General features: G+C 34.9%; 18 protein-coding genes. 9 read left to right on the top strand and 9 right to left on the bottom strand.

From position 1 onward, the window contains the following. Positions 1 to 15 precede the first annotated feature (15 nt). Positions 16 to 1470, bottom strand: coding sequence for an oligosaccharide flippase family protein (locus KO464_09660; protein MCC7573631.1), 1455 nt, complete (start codon positions 1468 to 1470; stop codon positions 16 to 18). A gap of 163 nt (positions 1471 to 1633) precedes the next feature. On the opposite strand from KO464_09660, the gene KO464_09655 reads away from it, so the two are divergent. The 4 genes from KO464_09655 (at position 1634) to KO464_09640 (ending at position 5274) form a co-directional block, all read left to right on the top strand. After that, on the top strand, positions 1634 to 2779 hold the full coding sequence (locus KO464_09655; GenBank protein MCC7573630.1) for a Coenzyme F420 hydrogenase/dehydrogenase, beta subunit C-terminal domain: 1146 nt from the start codon (positions 1634 to 1636) through the stop codon (positions 2777 to 2779). 34 nt (positions 2780 to 2813) lie between these two features. Next, positions 2814 to 3974, top strand: coding sequence for a polysaccharide pyruvyl transferase family protein (locus KO464_09650; protein MCC7573629.1), 1161 nt, complete (start codon positions 2814 to 2816; stop codon positions 3972 to 3974). 65 nt (positions 3975 to 4039) lie between these two features. Then, positions 4040 to 4963: a UbiA family prenyltransferase gene (locus tag KO464_09645; GenBank protein MCC7573628.1), complete on the top strand. Its 924-nt coding sequence runs from the start codon at positions 4040 to 4042 to the stop codon at positions 4961 to 4963. Between the two features lie 101 nt (positions 4964 to 5064). Beyond that, positions 5065 to 5274, top strand: coding sequence for a hypothetical protein (locus tag KO464_09640; GenBank protein MCC7573627.1), 210 nt, complete (start codon positions 5065 to 5067; stop codon positions 5272 to 5274). 20 nt (positions 5275 to 5294) lie between these two features. Here the strand turns inward: KO464_09640 and KO464_09635 are convergent, their stop codons facing one another. From KO464_09635 to KO464_09615, 5 genes are all read right to left on the bottom strand, one after another. Beyond that, positions 5295 to 5783 carry a PIN domain-containing protein gene (locus tag KO464_09635; GenBank protein ID MCC7573626.1) on the bottom strand — a complete coding sequence of 163 codons (489 nt, stop codon included), beginning with the start codon at positions 5781 to 5783 and terminating at the stop codon, positions 5295 to 5297. 8 nt (positions 5784 to 5791) lie between these two features. Beyond that, positions 5792 to 5980: a hypothetical protein gene (locus KO464_09630; protein ID MCC7573625.1), complete on the bottom strand. Its 189-nt coding sequence runs from the start codon at positions 5978 to 5980 to the stop codon at positions 5792 to 5794. A gap of 62 nt (positions 5981 to 6042) precedes the next feature. Then, positions 6043 to 6228 (bottom strand): hypothetical protein, encoded by a 186-nt coding sequence (locus tag KO464_09625; GenBank protein ID MCC7573624.1) that lies wholly within the window; start codon positions 6226 to 6228, stop codon positions 6043 to 6045. Positions 6229 to 6360: 132 nt separating this feature from the next. Then, positions 6361 to 6672 carry a nucleotidyltransferase domain-containing protein gene (locus tag KO464_09620; GenBank protein MCC7573623.1) on the bottom strand — a complete coding sequence of 104 codons (312 nt, stop codon included), beginning with the start codon at positions 6670 to 6672 and terminating at the stop codon, positions 6361 to 6363. A 37-nt stretch (positions 6673 to 6709) separates the two neighbouring features. Next, positions 6710 to 7027, bottom strand: a complete 318-nt coding sequence (locus KO464_09615) for a HEPN domain-containing protein (protein MCC7573622.1) — start codon at positions 7025 to 7027, stop codon at positions 6710 to 6712. Between the two features lie 119 nt (positions 7028 to 7146). On the opposite strand from KO464_09615, the gene KO464_09610 reads away from it, so the two are divergent. From KO464_09610 to KO464_09595, 4 genes are all read left to right on the top strand, one after another. Further along, complete coding sequence (locus KO464_09610) at positions 7147 to 8580, top strand: ribulose-bisphosphate carboxylase (protein MCC7573621.1); 1434 nt, start codon at positions 7147 to 7149, stop codon at positions 8578 to 8580. Positions 8581 to 8928: 348 nt separating this feature from the next. Continuing rightward, positions 8929 to 9153, top strand: a complete 225-nt coding sequence (locus KO464_09605; protein ID MCC7573620.1) for a DUF2283 domain-containing protein — start codon at positions 8929 to 8931, stop codon at positions 9151 to 9153. Between the two features lie 168 nt (positions 9154 to 9321). After that, a complete protein-coding gene (locus KO464_09600; protein MCC7573619.1) occupies positions 9322 to 9870 on the top strand; it encodes a nucleotidyltransferase domain-containing protein in 549 nt (182 codons plus the stop codon). A gap of 96 nt (positions 9871 to 9966) precedes the next feature. Continuing rightward, positions 9967 to 10320: a DNA-binding protein gene (locus KO464_09595; GenBank protein ID MCC7573618.1), complete on the top strand. Its 354-nt coding sequence runs from the start codon at positions 9967 to 9969 to the stop codon at positions 10318 to 10320. 15 nt (positions 10321 to 10335) lie between these two features. Here KO464_09595 and KO464_09590 read toward each other — a convergent pair whose 3' ends face one another. From KO464_09590 to KO464_09580, 3 genes are read right to left on the bottom strand one after another with little or no spacing between them, the layout of a single operon-like run. After that, the gene (locus tag KO464_09590) at positions 10336 to 11691 is read right to left on the bottom strand and encodes an NADP-dependent malic enzyme (protein MCC7573617.1); all 1356 of its coding nucleotides are present in this window, start codon (positions 11689 to 11691) and stop codon (positions 10336 to 10338) included. A 9-nt stretch (positions 11692 to 11700) separates the two neighbouring features. Continuing rightward, positions 11701 to 12297: a FumA C-terminus/TtdB family hydratase beta subunit gene (locus KO464_09585; protein MCC7573616.1), complete on the bottom strand. Its 597-nt coding sequence runs from the start codon at positions 12295 to 12297 to the stop codon at positions 11701 to 11703. Between the two features lie 4 nt (positions 12298 to 12301). After that, positions 12302 to 13183 carry a fumarate hydratase gene (locus tag KO464_09580; protein MCC7573615.1) on the bottom strand — a complete coding sequence of 294 codons (882 nt, stop codon included), beginning with the start codon at positions 13181 to 13183 and terminating at the stop codon, positions 12302 to 12304. A 333-nt stretch (positions 13184 to 13516) separates the two neighbouring features. Here KO464_09580 and KO464_09575 point away from each other — a divergent pair. Next, on the top strand, positions 13517 to 15040 hold a 1524-nt coding region (locus tag KO464_09575; GenBank protein MCC7573614.1), incomplete at its 3' end, for a CoB--CoM heterodisulfide reductase iron-sulfur subunit A family protein.

Below are 15040 nucleotides of genomic sequence, written 5' to 3'. Positions count from 1 at the left end.
TAGAATAATAATATCTTATTTTGAGACTAAATTTAAGAAAAACTTTATCTCTTCTTTTTTGATTCCTTTTAATCCCATAATAATTCCAAAATAAAGTAGGGCCCCTAAAAAGATTGAAAGTATCAATGGAAATATATCAACTGGATTTAGATAAATAATCATAAGAGACATAATAATAGATGCTATTACACTCTTCATTATAAACCCAATATCAAATCTAAATAATTTTGCTTTTGATGAACAGTATAAAATTATCAAGAAGGCAAAAATAAATGAAATTAAAGTTGTTAATGCAGCCCCATCAATACCCATTATTGGAACTACAATAATGTTTAGCCCTAGGTTCATAATTGCAGATATGGACATTACACTTCCAATTATCTTAGTTTTTTTCTCAACCATTAATATATATCCAATCATAACTTGTAAACCATACAAAAGATAACTTACTGCAGTATATGGGGTAATCAAATATCCAATATTAGCAATTTCAGGGGTGGTAAGAATTCTCAGGATAGCCTTTGATAGTATCGATAGTCCACAAACAGAAGGTATAGCAATTAATAGATAGTATTTTGTGGAATATCTTAGAACCTTATTAAATTCATTAAACTTTTTTTCGTCATAGTACTTGGAAAGCACAGGCGGCAAAAGAAAAAATAATGGAGCAGAGAATATTGAGATCAAGTGCCCCACAGTATACCCTGGGGCATAGTATCCAGTAAAAGCAGTTCCTAAAAAAATAGTTATTACATACCTATCACTTGAGTTTAATATCCAATTTGAAAAATTATTTGGTAGCATAGGAATACTAAAATTAAGATATTCTCTTAAATTAATAAATTTTGGAAAAATAAATCCAATATCTTTTAATACATAAATCATCATTCCGGCGAGTACCAGTATCTTAGATATTAAAAGGCCAGATACAGCACCAAATATTCCATAACCTAAAAGAATAAAATACGAAGCAAAAGAAACTGTAAAAGCCATATCAAGAATTAAAAAAATTGAGTGCCTTTTAATTTTCTGCAATGCTCTGAATAAACTTATTGGTATATTTATTAGGGACTCAATAAAGAATATTATTGGGATTATCGTTGCTACTTCTATATTATTATCAAATAAAATCATGGCCAAAGGTTTTGAAAAGAATAAAAATAGGAAAGAAGCTATTCCACTTACCAATATAACAACAAAAAATACAGAATAAAATCCTTCTTGCAAATCGTTCTTGTTTTTATTAGAAGGTAAAAATCTTACTAGCCCAAATGGTAATCCAAGCCCAAGTAATGGGGGAATTAATGCTAGAGTTGCATTTACTTGAACCCAAGTGCCGTATTCTTCAATAGGCATATTTTTTGTTAGAATAGGTACAAGTAATATTCTCATGAGATAGATTATAACATAAGTAAAGCTGATTAAACCCGCCCTCTGTGCAAAAAGTTTGTGCTCGCTCATTTGTCCCATATAATCGAAATATCTCTATTTTTTAAGATTATAGGTGTAGAATAGTAATATTTTTCATGTTTCCTTCCAAATGTTTTGAAAGATATAATTTTATATATGATATCAAACTATATGGTATTGAAAGCCGCATTTAAAACATGTTTTGTTTTATGGGGAAGCTTAAATGTTAGATAATAAAAAAGAATGTGTTGGATGTCATGCTTGTTTCAACGCATGTCCACAAAAATGCATTACTATGGAAAATGATGCCGAAGGTTTTATTTATGCTAATTGCAACGTGAAAGAATGTAAAAAATGCAATCTATGTCTTAAAGTATGCCCCATCATAAATCCTGTAAAAGTTCAAAATAATCCAAGTGCATATGCATGTATTAACAAAGATGAAACTATAAGGTCCCAGAGTTCTTCGGGGGGCCTATTTACACTGATTGCAGAATATGTAATTGATAAAAAAGGCGTTGTTTTTGGATCTGGATTTGATAATCATTTTAAGGCCTTACATAGTCATGTTGATAAAAAACAAAATCTCGAAGGATTTCGTGGTTCAAAATATGTTCAAAGTAAAGTTGGCAATACCTATAAAGAGGCAGAGTATTTTCTTAAACAAGGAATAGAAGTCCTATACTCTGGAACTCCATGCCAGATTGCGGGTTTGAAGTCTTACTTGGGTAAGGATTACGATAACTTATTATCTGTTGATATCATTTGCCATGGAGTCCCCTCTCCACTTGTGTTGCAAAAATATATTGCATACCAAGAAAAACGTTTCGGCGCGCCACCACTTAGAATTTCATTTAGACAAAAAACAAAAGGCTGGGAAAACTTTTCCATATCAATTTTATTTGAAAACGATTTAAAATACGAAGAGATACATAGAAACGATCCATTTATGAAGGCATTCTTAAACAATTTATGCTTAAGACCCTCTTGCTATTCATGCAACTTTAAAACATTACACAGGCAAAGTGACATCACGCTTGCAGATTTTTGGGGAATAAAAAATCTACTCCCCGATATGGACGATGATAGAGGAACGTCACTTATTTTTATAAATAGCAATAAAGGCGAACTAATCTTCAATAAACTTAAAGAAAGAACTATTTACAAGGCCGTTGACATTAATAAAGCAATAGCATTTAATTCATCCGCTAAGGAATCAGTTAAATACAGCCCTAAAAGAAAGATATTTTTTAAAGATTTGGAAAAGGTTTCATTTGATCGTTTGGTAGAAAAATGTACCTATGTAGGATTAAACTCTAAGTTATTCAATCTCACTTATAAAAAGTTGCGTAAATCAAACATTATATAGATCCTATTAAATATATCTAATAAAGTCGATAAACATGAAAAAAATAGCCATAATAACACTAAATGGATATACAAATTACGGAAACAGGTTACAGAACTATGCCACACAAGAAGTTTTTTCATCCTTAGGATTTTTTGTAGAAACTATTCTTGTTGATCATACCCCCAAAAATTCAAAAATAAATAAAACAAAAGGGATCAAAAAGATAATTGCAATGGCAAGTAAGGTTCGCAGAAGTGGACTAAATCTTAAGGCATTTAAAAAAATTCTTTTATTAACCTCAACTTATTTAAATAAGGTGAAGAATAAATCAAATCAAGAAAAAAGGATAAAAACGTTTAAAGACTTTTCATTATATTATATAAAAGAAACAAATTATATCCTTTCTGAGAGTAATATTCCAGAAAACTTAGATGATAAATATGATTACTTTATTGCCGGCAGTGATCAAATTTGGAATCCGTTTTATACAAACGGATCGCCTATATACTTCTTAACATTTGCCTCCCAAAACAAAAGAGTAGCATATTCGGCCAGCTTTGGATTATCTGGAATACCTCCAATCTATATTGAGAATTATAGATTGTGGCTTTCTGAAATGCATAGGATCTCCGTTAGGGAAGAAGATGGAGCTAGTATTGTTAAAGAATTAACAGGTAAAGATGTAATAGTTACACTTGACCCAACAATTATGATTACTAAAAATAAGTGGTTAGCAATTGGGAAAAAATCAAAGCACAAACCTAGTTGCAATTATCTTTTAACGTATTTTATAGGCGATATAAATCAAAATGCAAAACTAAAAATAAAAGATATTGCAAAAAATAACAATCTAAAAATCATTAATCTAAATAACCCTAGAAACTCAAAAACTTATATTATAGGACCAAGTGAATTTATAGATTATATTAATTCAGCAAGTTTAGTTTGTACCGATTCTTATCACGGCACTATATTTTCTATTTTATTGGAAAGGCCTTTCATTGTATTTGAGAGAACAGTTAAAAATTTTTCAATGTATTCAAGAATTGAAACCTTACTAGATAAGTTTGACTTAAACAATAGAAAAGATGTTAACATAAAGAATAATAACCGAGTATTTGATGTTGATTTTGAATCTGTTCGTCCAATCATAGATATTGAGAGAGAAAAAGCACTGAATTATTTAAGAGAGGCCTTATCAATTAACGAATAGATACTATTATAATATCTCACTTAAAACCAAATCATTTATAAATACTTGTCATATCGAAAGAACTCATGAAGAGAGAAGCGCTGATATATAATTCTGCTGCATTAAATCTACCAAAAAACACCTTGCAATTTCTTTTTGGCGTAATACTTTTTGCAATGGCCGGAGGAGAGTACAACATTTTAACATGCATAATTGCAGCATCAGGCCTTGGCATTGGATTAGGTGCAATATACCTATTCAATGATCTAACAGATGTAAAAGAAGACAAACACAACTCAATGAAGATCAGGTGGAAGGCAGTTGCAAACGGCACAATGTCAAGAAAAGAATCCATAATACTGCTCAAATTGTTTGCCATTTTAGGTACGGCGCTAGCGCTCCTTTCAGGATTAAATTTCTTTATAATATACATCCTAGTAATTGGGCTAAATCTATGCTATTCCCACCCATCAATTAGGTGGAAGAGTAGAAAGACCCTCTCAGTAATTACAATATCATCACTTCAAGTATTAAAATTTTCAAGCGGCTGGTTTTTGTTCACAAACACTCTGGAGGGATTCCCAATAATATTTGTGATGGCAATAGCCATTGGGTATGCCCTGATGTTTCTTTATTACAAGAACAACACTCAAAACTTGATACACCTAATTAGAGAAGACAAGAAAAGGGTATTGCCGCTTTCTTTGGCATGTATAATAATGCTACTCACATCTTTTTTGATATACGCATTTCCCGCAATATCATTAATGGCCATAGTCTTAGGAGTTCCAACTGTAGGATTATATTTCTTATCTAAAAGGTACATAGGAACGTCCGTAAATTTCGCCTTCATGTATGCAGGTTTAGTGATACTGCTACTATCATTTTTGCTTTTATCAACACCAACAGTTACTGCGATTAATCAAAATATGATCGACCAGAACGCGACTATGAAACAGTACATTTTAGTAAGGGCAGAGCAGATTATCACAGGGCTTTCTGGAAGATAATCTGATACATATTTTTACTACTTTTAGATTCAATTTCATACTAAAGAAGGAAAATAGTTATAATTAAATAGTATGACAAACTCACTTAATAGAGGGAGATTATGTCTACAATTGAAAGGTCTGAATTGCTTGAAAAAATATATAATGAGATTGTTTTGATAAAGGAAGAACTCGATGAAATAAAATACGCCTTGGTAAAAGAAGAAGATATTGAGCAAGATGAAATTGAGGAATTAAACGAGTCTTTAAAAGAAATGAATTTGGGGAAAGCAAAAAACTGGGCCGAAGTTAAAAAAGGTCTTGGATATTGATGTTTGAAGTTAAATAATATTCAAGGCTTCCAGACTTTTAAGAAATCGACCCTTTCAAAGTCGCTGTCATTTGTGGCAATATTATTAATGTCATAGTATTTGCACGTGGCCGCATGGATCGCATCATTAATCAAAAGAGTATCTAAAAATAAGTAAGAGTTCTCTAAAATTATTTCATTGATATCCAAAACTTTAATATCTTCTATTTTAGATATCTCAAGAACAGCTTTTCTAGGCCCTTCAATTTTATTAAGAACATCGGGATTATTTTTTATTATTTTTATAGAATTATGGATTGGTGTTTCATACTCCCTAGACACATTTAATATGAGTAGTTTATGATAAACTTCAGAAATTACAATAGGATTGATATAACCTGTAATCTCACCAGATTTAATTTTGTTTAATAATAAATTACACGATTTAAAGTTTCCAGTTGAAGTAATGGAATAGATGAAAATATTACTATCTAAAAATATATTGTCTTCTATGAATTCGTTAAGTTTCATGAAAACCATCATAAAAGTAAATCTAATTCTTCTTCTAATATCTGTTTTACCATTTCGTTTGAAGCTTTTATTTTAGTTTTGAATGGGGGATCGTCCTCTTTCAATATCTGAACTAAGACTTCCCTGTCGTCTAAGTCAATCTTCTCAAGAGGATAAATAATTCCGTCTTTTATCCTTGCATGGATTATTATTCCCATAAATATTACTACAATTGCATGTTTTTAAGTATTGCTATAAGATTTTTATTATGTATAATCTGCTAAAAATTTCGCTTGCCTTCTACAAGCTGGTCCCATTTCTTTTCATCAACATCAACTTGTTTTTTGAAGAATGATTTTCTTTCTTTTTTTTGCGGAAAAGCGACTATTATCTCTCCGCTTATCCTAATTTCCTTATCGGCCATCAATTCCGATAGTTTATTGTTGCTCATATTTGATTTTTTCATTAAAATCTATTTTCATGATATATATTTAAAGATAACACAATTTTTTCTAAGAGGCATAGGATACTTCCTTTAGGATTCTAGTTTTTTTAAGGCTTCCAGACTTTTAAGAGATCAATCTTCTTACCAAATTACTCAAAGAGCTATACCCTCTATAGAAGCCTGTTGAACTGTTCCCATCTGCTGTTTTTTTCTTTCAAACTCCTCTGGAGTGTAGCAGAGCGCATCTAGATGTCTCTCCCCATCCCACAAATCCTGCATCAAAAATAGCCTAGTTAAGAAAGGTATTCCAATAAAGTTTTTACTAACAACGATAAGGTCATAATCACTTGTGATAAGATTGTCTCCTCTTGCCCTTGAACCAAATAACAGAACCAATTCAGGAGAATATTTCTCCTTTATCTGTTTAACAAGATCTTCTAGAGTCCTAGCTCTTTTTCTATCCATCTTAAAACCTCTTTTGCACCCTCAATTCTTTGAGATGCTATAATTTTGTCATACATTTCATATGGAAGTTCATCTGAAGCGTCGGGTACCTTGACATAATAAAATCAAGAGTAGAATTCCTTAATATTAGCATAAGAGAATCAGGAACTTTGCATGCGTTTCCAAGAGTTACTAAAGAATGAGTAAAATCAGCGGGTCTTTTATTTTTCTTTAAGTGAAGGGCTTTCAATCCTTTCTCAATTGATTGTTGACACAAAAAGGCAACCATGTAATACTGATTCTTTTCAAAAAGTATCTCAGCTACTGAAAAATCCTTTTTTGCTTGAAGCCACCAAAGTTCAATCTCTCTCCTCATGGCACAATTATTTACTAATTATAGTTATTAAAACTTATGGGTGGATAAAAATAATTATATCGTCTGGCATCTCTATTTAATGGGGAAATTATATAAATAATTAATAACAGTTGATTATTATGGAAAAAATAAACGAAGAACAGTTAATTAAGACACTTAACATACATCAAAATGGGTATGTGAATTTTGACCTGCCTAATCCTAAAAATGGAGAGTATCTCCTTGGAGTTTTTCATTTATTATCTGGAGGAAGCCTAAATATACTCCAAGCGGCAGCAGAAGTTGCAGCAGAGTCCTCCACAGGCACAAATTTCAATGTAAAAACAGAAACTCCCTTCTCAAAGGAGATGAACGCCCTAGTTTATCAAATTGATCAGGATAAGAATCTTGTCTGGATCGCCTATCCATGGAGGCTGTTTGACAGGGGAGGAAATGTACAGAATATATTGACTTATGTAGTTGGAAATGTCCTTGGGATGAAGGAAGTAAGTGCACTAAAGCTACTTGATGTCTGGTTTCCTCCAGCTATGCTTGAACAGTATGACGGGCCAAGCTATACTCTTGATGACATGCGAAAATATCTAAACGTCTACGATAGGCCAATTCTTGGAACTATTATTAAACCAAAAATGGGACTAACTTCGGCAGAGTATGCAGAAGCAGCCTATGATTTCTGGGTAGGTGGAGGAGATTTTGTTAAAAATGACGAGCCACAGGCTAACCAGGATTTCTGTCCATATGATAAGATGGTAAAGAATGTCAAAGAGGCGATGGACAAAGCGGTCAAGGAAACAGGGGAGAAAAAAGTCCACTCCTTTAATGTTTCTGCTGCAGATTATGACACGATGATTGAAAGATGCGAACTTATAAGAAATGCTGGATTTGAGCCTGGAAGTTACGCATTCTTAATTGATGGAATAACAGCTGGCTGGATGGCAGTCCAAACATTAAGGAGAAAATATCCTGATGTATTCATACACTTCCACAGAGCGGCACATGGCGCTTTTACTAGGCCAGAAAATCCTTTAGGATTTTCAGTATTGGTCCTCTCTAAATTTGCAAGACTTGCCGGCGCATCAGGGATCCATACTGGAACTGCGGGTGTTGGAAAGATGAAAGGTAGCCCAGAAGAAGATATAGTTGCTGCAGTTAATATTTTGCATTTTAAAGACAAAGGGCACTTCTTTGAGCAGGAATGGTCAAAGATATTTGAAGGTGACAAAGATGCCGTGGCTCTTGCTCAGGCAGATACTGCACACCACGTTATTTTAGAAGATGACAGCTGGAGAGGCATGAAAAAGTGCTGCCCAATTATCTCTGGAGGGCTAAACCCAACTTTACTAAAACCCTTTATCGACGTAATGGGAAATGTTGACTTTATCACAACAATGGGAGCAGGTTGTCACGCACATCCAAGAGGTACAACAGCCGGTGCAAAGGCACTGGTCCAGGCATGCGAAGCATATCAAAAAGGAATTGACATAAGAGAATACGCCAAGTCACACAAAGAGCTAGAAGAAGCTATTGAGTTCTTTTCAAAAGGAAAGAAGTGATTCAGAATATCGCGGCCCATCGTTGGATAAAAACTTTTATTAACTTAATATGCACACTATTGCTGACGAAGGAAGCCTTATCCTATAAAGGGAATAGGATACGATTAACGGAAGAAAGATGGGTTCATATTACCTCAAGCCATCCAGAAATGGTTTTCCTTGTTGATGAAGTTCTCAATACCATTGAACACCCTGATAAGGTATTAATGGTGATTTTGGGGAATCAATATCTATAAAGAAAATAAAAGGTCAAGAAGGAAAGTATATAGTTGTTCCTTATAAAGATGAAGTGGATGGCTTTATCATAACTGCATATATAACGAAAAAGTTAAGGGAGAGAGAAATATTATGGGAAGCCAGAAAATAAATATGATTGAAGGCATAAAGAAAATTTACAGTGACGTTGAGTTTGATTACGATGAAGAAGTGGATGTCCTATACCTCAGTTTTGGAAAACCCTCAAAGGCAATTAGTGAGGATTTGGGAAATGGCGTTATAATAAGATATAATGAAGAAAACGATAATATTGTAGGAATGACCTTAATTGGTATAAAAAAAAGAAGCACACACTAATATACTTTTCTTAAATTGTTAGGTGCCTTAGGTAATATGGTTCAGAATTATTAAATAAAAAAATAAATTTATTATTTAGGTGCCATCGCAATTTTTATTTTAGCGAACATTTCCATATGATTAGTTTAACAAAAAGATTTAAATAATATTGTAATAATTTTGTTACATATGTTACAAAATTGTAACGAATATGATATAGTGCTTGCACTTCTTAAGGAAGAAAGCCATATTAGGGAAATAGCTAGAAGGCTAAAGACAAATCAAACTTTTGTTAAAAGAAGGCTCGATGAACTCTACAAAGAAAATTTAGTTGATTATAGTGTAGAAGGAAAGAACTACACTTACTTTATTAAGAAGAGTCTTGAAGCGAGAAGCCTTGTAATAATATCTGAGAGTTACAATCTAATGTTGTTTTTGAAAAAGTATCCGAAACTAAAGGGCATAATAAAGAAAATAATAGACAAAGAAAATATCGAAATGGCAGTTTTATTTGGATCATATGCTAAAGATGCGCCATCAGAAAAAAGCGATATAGATATTTATATAGAAACAGAAGATTACAGTATAAAAAAAGAAATTGAAATAATAGACTCAAGATTAAGCGTTAAAATTGGGAGATATGATAGAGAAAACTTATTAATTAAGGAAATCGAAGCAAATCATGTCATTATAAAAGGAATTGAAAGATTCTATGATAAAAACAGATTTTTTAGCTAAGCTTTTCGATGAGAAAAAGATTCAGATAGTAGAGCCAAGTGAGAATCTTAAAAATGCTTACCTAAAAGGTCTGAAGAATCTTTAAGTTCTTCAAAGATTTTAGCAGAGGCAGGAAATCTAAATGATTCCATTGCTTTAACTTACTATTCAATGTATCATTCTGTTTTAGCCCTATTTTATCTAATTGGTTTAAAATCTGAAAATCATATTGCCAGTATAATGCTTCTAAAATCTATATTTGGCATAGACACAACAAGGCTAGAACGTGCAAAAAGAGAAAGAATAGATAATCAGTATTATGTAGATTTTCATATTACAAAAGAAGTTACATTTGAAATGATTATGATGGCAGAATCTTTTAATTCAGATATTATTGATTTTGTTGATAAATTGAAAGAAAAGGAAATAATAGAATATAGAAATAAATTAATCTTGATGTTTATTAAATAAAAAAATAAATTATTTTTATTTAGGCGGCATCTCTATAACGCCATGCTTCATCATCATGTGTGTTTCGTCCCTTGCTTTTTTGATTGTTTTTTCAGCGATTTCATAGAGTTCGTTTTTATTGTATTTGACTCTTGCAATGCCCTGCTCAATTGCCTTCATTCCAACTGCGACAGCTTCTCTTGGGAATACTTCCCACTCACTCATCTTTGGTACTATATACTCATCTGAAAGCCCTTTATCTTCAGCAGTCTTAGCAATCTCAAACGCAGCTGCAACACACATCTCATCAGTTATGGTTCTTGCTCTAACGTCTAGGGCGCCCCTAAATATCCCTGGAAATACCACTGAGTTGTTGATCTGATTTGGGAAGTCGCTTCTCCCTGTTCCAACGATTCTAACCCCAGCCTCCTTTGCTTCCCATGGCCATATCTCTGGCATTGGATTTGCTGATGCAAATAGTATCGCATCATTTGCCATCCCGCTTACCTCTTCTTTCTTTATTGTATCTGGTCCGGGTTTAGATGCCGCTATACAGATATCAGCTCCTTTTAGGGCCTCTTTTATTCCGCCAGTTCTCTGCTCTTTGTTTGCATTGATGCATAGGTCCCATTTGAAGGGATTATTTGTTTTGTCTGCTTCAAGGTCAGCCCTATTTGCATTTAGTATTCCCTTTGAATCAACTGCAACGATATTCTTCTTATTTGCACCTGCTGCAACTAAGACTCTTGAAGTTGCGATGTTGGCTGCACCTGTTCCCACTAGAACTATATTAGCTTCATTTAGTTTCTTTCCAACAACCTTTAGTGCGTTTATGGCACCGGCAACTTCAACTGTTGCAGTACCCTGCTGGTCATCATGCCAAACAGGTATGTCCATTTCTTTGTCAGCCCTTAGTTTATCCAAAATGAAGAAGCACTTAGGCTTTTCAATATCTTCTAGATTGATACCGCCAAATGTTGGTTTGATTAACTTACAAGTTTCAATTAGTTTGTCTGGATCCCTTGTGTCAAGGCAAATTGGGTATGCATCTACACCTCCAAGATATTTAAACAATAGGGCCTTCCCCTCCATGACAGGCATTGCGGCCTCAGGACCAATATTACCAAGGCCTAGCACTCTTGTACCATCAGAAACTACTGCAACTGCATTTCCTTTGTTTGTGTGGTCAAAAACTGTCTCTTTATTATTAAAAATTGCCTTGCAAGGCTCTGCAACTCCTGGCGTATACCATATAGCAAAATCTGTGAAATCTCGTATACATACCTTTGACGCAATCTCAATTTTTCCCTTGTAAAAAGGGTGGAGTTTCATGGCGTCTTCTGCTGGTTTTGATGCCTTTTTAATCAAATCTTCTTTTGATAATTTTTCCATAAGTTCACCTTAAATTTTTAATATCTCCTTCGCCTTTGGTATATTTTTTTCAACTTCCTTTTCTACATCAGCATAAAGGCTGTTGCCGTGCGCATCAATTGCAACTGTGAGAGGTCCGAATTTCTCTCCAACTAGTACCCACAATGCCTCTGGCATCCCAAGCTCATACCACTCTACGCCTAAGACTTCCTTTATCCCCTTTGCGGCAAGAACTGCAGCACCGCCTGTGATGGCAAGGTAGACGCATCCAAACTTCTGCATTGCATCAACAGTAGGTTTTGACATGCCACCTTTTCCAATTATCGCTGAAACTTTAAACTTCTCAATGAACTCTGGCTCTAAAGAGTTCATCCTAGTTGATGTTGTGGGGCCGGCTGCAACTGCCCTCCATTTATCTCCTTCTTTTGCCATTATCGGCCCGCAGTGGTAGATTGCCGCACCTTTAAAGTCATAGGGGATTTTCCTTCCTTCCTTTGCATACTCTAGAGCATGCATGTGGGCCTCATCTCGGGCAGTAAAGAAGATTCCATTAAGATAAACTGTTTCTCCAACCTTTAACTCTCTAACAGTTTTTTCATCAAGTGGTAAATTTAATATCTTGTCCATATTATCACCTCTTGTAGGTCAGATGCTCTACCCTCCCGTCTCTGTAAATTCTAGCAGTAGCCTTCCTTCCAGCCCAACACTGGACATTAATCGCAACAGGAAGGGATGCAGTATGGCAGTATCCAAGCTCGGCATTTACCCCAAGCACTGTAGTCTTTCCACCAAGTCCCATGACACCAATGCCCAGTGAATTAAAGGCTTCAAAAAGCTCTTTTTCTAAAGCAGCCACAGTTGGGTCAGGATGTCTCTCGTCTATTGGTCGGAGTAAAGCCATCTTTGCAAGCTTTATTGAGATGTCCGCACTTCCGCCAATACCAAGGCCAATAATGGTGGGCGGGCACGGTTTGGATCCGGCTCCAACGACAGTATCGAGAGCGAACTTCTTTATTCCCTTCAATCCATCAGATGGATTTAGCATTGCAACTTTTGACATGTTCTCACTGCCTGCACCTTTTGGCATCGCAGTTATCTCTATGTAATCAGAATCGATTGGGGTATAATTAACATAGGGCATGTAATCCCCGACATTGTCGCCTGGATTTTTCCTTGTTAGAGGATGAACAGCATTTGGCCTTAAAGGCACTGTCTTTGTAGCGTCTCTAACTCCTTCAATAATAATGCTGGGCAATCTTTTTTCAAGTGTAGGATTTCCTACATCTCCAATCTTAACAAAAAATATGTGAACACCCGTGTCCTGGCAAAGTGGAGTTGATGACTCCTCAGCCATTTTTATATTTTTCAGTATAGCCTCTAACTGGGCCTTTGCAGGCCCTTCCTCAATTTGATAAGCCTTCTCCAAGGCATTTTTGACATCTAAAGGAAGCTTTGTTGATGAGTCCTTTAGAAGTTCAACCACGGTGTTTTTTACTAGGGTTTCATCTATCATTTAATCCCCCGAAAAAGAGAGTTCCGAATACATATTGTTTTTTCGCCTTAAAAAGATTATTGTTTATACAAATATCGATAATAATTTGGCCATTTGTATAAAAAATATTAATCTTTATACATAAAAAATCAATAAATATAAAAATATTATACAAATTTTCATTTATATTAAATAACAATGAACATTTTATCCGGTAAAATAAGATTATTGCCAATTCTATCCGGAAAAATTTTTATTTATTGAATAATATTTGGCATAGGGGTATTCTATAACCAAAACATTTAAATTTAGATAAATTATAAGAATAGTACAAAATTAGAGAGATGACTTTTAATGGATACTAACTCTTCTTCTCCCAGGGTAGGTGTTTTTGTTTGTCACTGCGGTTCCAACATTGCTGGAACAGTTGATGTGGAAAAAGTAGCGCAAGAGATATCTAAAATGGAAGGGGTCGCATATGCAGGGACTTACATCTACATGTGCTCTGATCCTGGTCAAAAACTCATGAGGGAGACTATTGAAAAGGAAAAACTAGATCGTGTCGTAGTTGCGGCATGCTCCCCAACGCTGCATGAAAAGACATTCCGCGTTAACTCAAAAAATGCGGGATTGAATCCATATCAATGTGAGATATCTAACATTAGGGAGCAATGCAGTTGGGTCCATGAAGACAAAGTGAAGGCTACAGAAAAAGCGATTAAGATTACAAAAAGCATTGTTGAAAAGGTCAAAAATGATAATTCTCTTACAGATATTGAAGTTCCAGTTATAAAAAAAGCTGTTGTTATAGGTGGTGGAGTTGCCGGGATACAGGCTGCACTTGACATTGCAAGCGGCGGCTACAAAACTTACCTTGTTGAAAGGGATTCATCTATAGGTGGAAAGATGGCAAAACTATCCGAGACTTTCCCAACTCTTGACTGCTCTCAGTGCATTTTAACTCCAAAGATGGTTGAGGCTTCTAATCACCCCAACATTGAGCTCTTGACTTATTCAGAAGTGGTAGGTGTCAGTGGTTACGTTGGAAATTTTAAAGTAAAGATAAAGAAAAAGCCTACTTCCGTCAACTGGGACCTTTGTACAGGGTGTGGTGATTGTTATCTTAAGTGCCCGGTAAAGGTGCCATCAGAGTTCCAGGAAGGGCTTGCAAAAAGAACCGCAATTTATACACCATTTCCGCAGGCTGTACCAAATAAACCTGTAATTGATAGAGATAATTGCCTATACTACCAGAAGGGCACATGCAAGATATGTGAAAAGTTCTGTAAGATTGGGGCAATTGATTTTGAGATGCAGGAAGAAATAATCGAAGTTGACGCTGGTGCAATTGTTGTTGCAACTGGATATCAGGAATACCCGCTTGGTAATATCTCAGATTACGGTGGCGGTAGATATCCAAATGTGATAAGTGGTCTTAAGTTTGAGAGGCTGCTCTCTGCATCAGGCCCTACAGGTGGCCAAGTAGTAAGACCATCAGATGGGAAACCTGTAGAGGATGTTGTATTTGTGCAGTGTGCTGGCTCAAGAGATATTGAGGAGCACAAGCCTTACTGCTCAAAGATATGCTGTATGTACACTGCAAAGCATGCCATGCTTTTCAAGCACAAAGTCCACGATGGAAACGCATATGTATTCTACATTGACGTTAGGACCGCTGGAAAGGACTATGAGGAGTTTTATTACAGGACAACAGAAGAAGACCATGCGCTATACACTCGAGGTAAAGTTTCAAAAATATTTGAAGATGGAGATAAGGTCGTTGTATGGGGAGTTGACACACTTACAGGCAAAAAAGTTGAGGTAAGAGCTGATCTCGCTGTATTGGCAATGGCAATTGAGCCATCAAATGGCATTATG

Source organism: Methanofastidiosum sp., assembly GCA_020854815.1.
Classification (GTDB): domain Archaea; phylum Methanobacteriota_B; class Thermococci; order Methanofastidiosales; family Methanofastidiosaceae; genus Methanofastidiosum.
Note: the sequence above shows the minus strand (reverse complement) of the source record. Positions and strands in the feature narration are given on the sequence as shown.

Excerpts from the sequence above, each read along its gene's own strand:
- KO464_09635 (MCC7573626.1), bottom strand. The coding sequence starts at position 5,783 with ATGAAACTTAACGAATTCATAGAAGACAATATATTTTTAGATAGTAAT.
- KO464_09620 (MCC7573623.1), bottom strand. The coding sequence starts at position 6,672 with ATGGATAGAAAAAGAGCTAGGACTCTAGAAGATCTTGTTAAACAGATA.
- KO464_09645 (MCC7573628.1), top strand. The coding sequence starts at position 4,040 with ATGAAGAGAGAAGCGCTGATATATAATTCTGCTGCATTAAATCTACCA.
- KO464_09610 (MCC7573621.1), top strand. The coding sequence starts at position 7,147 with ATGGAAAAAATAAACGAAGAACAGTTAATTAAGACACTTAACATACAT.
- KO464_09590 (MCC7573617.1), bottom strand. The coding sequence starts at position 11,691 with ATGGAAAAATTATCAAAAGAAGATTTGATTAAAAAGGCATCAAAACCA.
- KO464_09605 (MCC7573620.1), top strand. The coding sequence starts at position 8,929 with ATGGGAAGCCAGAAAATAAATATGATTGAAGGCATAAAGAAAATTTAC.
- KO464_09580 (MCC7573615.1), bottom strand. The coding sequence starts at position 13,183 with ATGATAGATGAAACCCTAGTAAAAAACACCGTGGTTGAACTTCTAAAG.
- KO464_09615 (MCC7573622.1), bottom strand. The coding sequence starts at position 7,027 with ATGAGGAGAGAGATTGAACTTTGGTGGCTTCAAGCAAAAAAGGATTTT.
- KO464_09655 (MCC7573630.1), top strand. The coding sequence starts at position 1,634 with ATGTTAGATAATAAAAAAGAATGTGTTGGATGTCATGCTTGTTTCAAC.
- KO464_09625 (MCC7573624.1), bottom strand. The coding sequence starts at position 6,228 with ATGAAAAAATCAAATATGAGCAACAATAAACTATCGGAATTGATGGCC.
- KO464_09600 (MCC7573619.1), top strand. The coding sequence starts at position 9,322 with ATGTTACAAAATTGTAACGAATATGATATAGTGCTTGCACTTCTTAAG.
- KO464_09650 (MCC7573629.1), top strand. The coding sequence starts at position 2,814 with ATGAAAAAAATAGCCATAATAACACTAAATGGATATACAAATTACGGA.
- KO464_09630 (MCC7573625.1), bottom strand. The coding sequence starts at position 5,980 with ATGGGAATAATAATCCATGCAAGGATAAAAGACGGAATTATTTATCCT.
- KO464_09660 (MCC7573631.1), bottom strand. The coding sequence starts at position 1,470 with ATGGGACAAATGAGCGAGCACAAACTTTTTGCACAGAGGGCGGGTTTA.
- KO464_09585 (MCC7573616.1), bottom strand. The coding sequence starts at position 12,297 with ATGGACAAGATATTAAATTTACCACTTGATGAAAAAACTGTTAGAGAG.
- KO464_09640 (MCC7573627.1), top strand. The coding sequence starts at position 5,065 with ATGTCTACAATTGAAAGGTCTGAATTGCTTGAAAAAATATATAATGAG.